This is a genomic window from Paenibacillus sp. F411, assembly GCF_017582705.1.
Taxonomy (GTDB): Bacteria; Bacillota; Bacilli; order Paenibacillales; family Paenibacillaceae; genus Paenibacillus_AQ; species Paenibacillus_AQ algicola.
Window position 1 is genome coordinate 1 of the sequence record NZ_JAGFIP010000037.1, and the last position, 3,580, is coordinate 3,580.

The 3,580-nt window shown below is 34.8% G+C and carries 5 protein-coding genes and 1 pseudogene; 4 read left to right on the plus strand and 2 right to left on the minus strand.

The window, feature by feature from the left end:
• Nucleotides 1-362 (plus strand): annotated as a pseudogene (locus JJQ72_RS20075) (transposase); the annotation flags it as partial.
• Nucleotides 363-429: 67 nt separating this feature from the next.
• Here the strand turns inward: JJQ72_RS20075 and JJQ72_RS20080 are convergent.
• Together JJQ72_RS20080 and JJQ72_RS20085 are read right to left on the minus strand one after the other, a co-directional pair.
• The gene (locus tag JJQ72_RS20080; protein ID WP_208204768.1) at nucleotides 430-684 is read right to left on the minus strand and encodes a site-specific integrase; all 255 of its coding nucleotides are present in this window, start codon (nucleotides 682-684) and stop codon (nucleotides 430-432) included.
• Between the two features lie 41 nt (nucleotides 685-725).
• Nucleotides 726-1,313 (minus strand): hypothetical protein, encoded by a 588-nt coding sequence (locus JJQ72_RS20085; protein WP_208204769.1) that lies wholly within the window; start codon nucleotides 1,311-1,313, stop codon nucleotides 726-728.
• Nucleotides 1,314-1,842: 529 nt separating this feature from the next.
• Between JJQ72_RS20085 and JJQ72_RS20090 the strand changes: the two genes are divergently transcribed.
• The 3 genes from JJQ72_RS20090 to JJQ72_RS20100 all read left to right on the plus strand — a co-directional run.
• Nucleotides 1,843-2,253, plus strand: a complete 411-nt coding sequence (locus JJQ72_RS20090) for a GNAT family N-acetyltransferase (protein WP_208204770.1) — start codon at nucleotides 1,843-1,845, stop codon at nucleotides 2,251-2,253.
• 211 nt (nucleotides 2,254-2,464) lie between these two features.
• Nucleotides 2,465-3,235, plus strand: coding sequence for a class I SAM-dependent methyltransferase (locus tag JJQ72_RS20095; protein ID WP_208204771.1), 771 nt, complete (start codon nucleotides 2,465-2,467; stop codon nucleotides 3,233-3,235).
• Nucleotides 3,236-3,348: 113 nt separating this feature from the next.
• Nucleotides 3,349-3,580, plus strand: a 232-nt coding sequence (locus JJQ72_RS20100; RefSeq protein ID WP_208204772.1) for a transposase, incomplete at its 3' end; no start/stop codon positions are given.

Consider the following 3,580-nt stretch of genomic DNA (forward strand, 5'->3'; position numbering starts at 1 on the left):
AACAGAGGACATGGCTCTGCTCGAATTGGATCGGTTTGAGGAGATCTGGGGCGCCAAATATCCACTCATTGTCCGTTCCTGGCGCAATAATTGGGAAGGAACTCGCCACGTTCTTTAAGTACCCACCTGAGCTTCGTAAGCTCATTTACACCACCAATATGATTGAGAGCTACCACCGCCAACTCCGTAAAGTGACGAAAGGGAAAAGCATCTTCCCTACGGATGAATCTCTTCTCAAAATGCTCTATTTAGTGACGGTCGATGTGACTCGCAAGTGGACAGGTCGTGTCCAAAACTGGGGCCAGATCCTGCTTCAACGATCCGTCTTTTATCCTGAACGGATTGGCCAGCATCTGCCTTAAAGAGCATCTTCTTCTCTTAACAGGGGAACTCTTGATTTAGAGTTTACACAAACTTATTGACAGACCCCTATAAGAAGCTGGCCTGTACCTTTGCGGCCTTTTTATCCTTGGCATCTAGCTTAGTTACTTCAACGCCAGCATTTTTTGCAGTTCTAGCAATCGCTTTTCCTATATAGGTTCTTGCCTTTTTAGGGTCTTTTGGAACATTTGGAAATACACGCTGACCATCAGCAGTATTTTCTTTTAGTGAATGAAAGAACTCAATGTATTGTGGCAGTATCGGTCGATAAGATTCTTTCCCATTTTTCCCTTTTATGTACACAGTATTTTTCTTATTGACAAATCCGTCCTTTTCTGTATATGCTATCTCGCTACTTCCAATATAATATGCTCTTTTTTAATGCCGGCCAATTCGTGCACCCTTGCACCTATATAAGCCATAGTCAAAATGGGATTTTTATAAATACCCTTGACATTGGGTAAAATCCTTTCCATTTGTTCATCTGTATAAAATCGTTTTGTTATTTGTCTAGCATTTTTTGTATCTCCGTTCCGTTCGCCCGCCTTTTTTATATTAAAATTTTTTACTCTATCAGTATAAAATGATTTATTTCCGAACTTGACATTTGCAGAATTTGATAATTTCATTAAGGCGTTTTTATAACTTAATAGAGTTCTTTCTTTGCAGGACTCTTTCTTTTCTGTCAAAAACTCAATACAATGATTTTCATTTATTTGACGAAGTTTTTTAACTTCTGGATAATTTACTTTTAGCCAACTAACAAAATGATTGCAACGCTCAAAGGTATCTTTTGCCGAGCGAATGGAAAAAATATATTTTTCTGATAGATTTCGCTGCAATGTTTCCCCTTTTTTTGACTTAAATTCGCTATCAATCTTGACATTTTTAAAATCTTTTTTTGAAATATTACTAAGCACTGCGCCGGTCATTTCTTCAAACTTTTCATCTCTATTAATCCTTGTTAATTAATATAATTTCATCTAAACAACTTTTTACTTGGTATTTCATGCTTGTATTTCTTTTCCCCATTTTCCGTCACCTCCCTTCATAAAGCCGAAGAATTCATAGAAAATGTTCATTTTCCTATTAATTTTTTATTTTTCCATTAAATATCTTTTTTTCGCCCCTTCATTATTTTTTTCATTCTTTTGCACTAAAATGTTGGTATTGCTTTTTACTCATAAATGTGATATTAAATGTTGAGACCGTTTTTAAACGGTAGAGAGCCTGTCAATTTGGCTCAAAAAGTTTGTAAAGGTTTTACTTATTTTTACTAATTTTTCTTTTGTCAATACCCTATTTTTCGTCTATTTTCCCACCTTTCATTAGTTTAGTTTTTCAAAAAAAGTTGAGTCTCACCATAACTTTCTATTGTATTTGTCTAGAGTTTGAGACTCAGCCATTCTTTCAAGAGTTAACTTGAGGAAGTTTTCCTTTCTATCTTGTTGGTGTACTAACATGATATTGGTTGAGCGTAATAGTAAAAATATAAATATAGAACAATTGGAAAAATTATATAATGATGTACAATGGTATGCTTATACAAATGATTTAATAGTTCTACAACAAGCCATATCACAGTCATTAGAAGTTATATCTGCATGGGATGGAGAAGAATTAGTTGCTCTAATTCGTGTTTTTGGTGATGGATTAACAATCATTTATATACAGGATATACTTGTATTAAATGCTTATCAGAATCAAGGAATTGCTACTCAATTAGTGCAACAAATTCTGAAAAAGTATATCAATGTTCGTCAAAAAGTTCTATTAACCGAAGAAGCACCTGATGTAAGACATTTTTATGAAAAAAATGACTTTCAATCTTGCGACAAGGGTTCTTTAGTAGCATTTGCTAAGTTTAGTTAGATGGTTCATTCAAAGCATTTTTAAAGGTGATAACCTGAATAATTGGGTGCATTAGTATATTAAAAGACCGTCCTTAGACGGTCTTTTTTGGTGGTACGCCCAGCATGGGCGTCATCTCTAGGGTGAAAGTCCCGAACGGGGGCCGGCGAACGCCTACCGTTAGCAATGATATGATAATTTAAAAAAAACATATTTTAAGGAGGAGAAGAAAATGGCACTAGATAATTCTGAAGAATATAACGACCCTATTTTATACGATAAAGAAAATGAACCTCACAAAGGAGATATTCCATTTCTATTAAAATGGGCATCGAAGAAGCAAGGGACTATAATTGATTTGGCTTGTGGAACAGGTAGAGCAACAATTCCGTTAGCAAGGAATGGATATAACCTTATTGGAGTAGACATTCATAGCGGTATGTTAAACGAAGCCAAAAAGAAAGCATCTAGGCATAATCTGCCAATAGAATGGATAGAACAAGATTGTACTGAACTTAATTTGAATCTTAAGAGTAGTTTAATATATACAGTTGGAAACTCATTTCAACATTTTATTACAAACGAATCTCAAGATGGTTTATTGTCCTCAGTAAACAGACATTTAGATATTGGTGGGATTTTCATTTTTGACACAAGGTTTCCAAGTGTGGAGGAGTTATTACAACCTAATACGGAGGAGTATTGGAGAACTTATATTGATAGTGACACTTTAAACGAAGTGGATGTTTATACTATTAGTAACTATGACAGCCTAAATCAAGTTCAACACTACACTACTATTAGGAAATACAAAAACAATGATGGTGAGGTTGTAACTGAAAACAGAACAAACATAAGTTTAAGATATGTATACCCAAAAGAAATGGAACGAACTTTATTTACCAATGGATTTAAGATATTAAATGTTTATAAGGATTGGAACGAAACTCCGATAACAAATGATAGTTATTCAATGATATATGTTTGTGAAAAAATTAAATAGTTCTATACTATTTTTACAACTTCAAAATAATACAATAGTTGAGTCTGTAAAATAGATTGTGTAAACTCCCAAAACTATTAAAATGAAACATAGTAGAAAGGTTGGGAGAACACATGGGACTTTGGGATAAACAACAGCTGCGGGCTTTCATTAAGGAGAATAATCTGGTGACCGCGCAGGATGCACAAAACGCCTTAAAAGATCTGTTTGCAGAAACACTTCAGGAAATGCTGGAGGCCGAAATGGACCAGCATTTGGGTTACGAGAAGCATGTCGTGAAGAGCAAGCAGACAACAAACAGCCGAAACGGCAAGAGCAAAAAGAAGATCACCAGTGAATATGGTG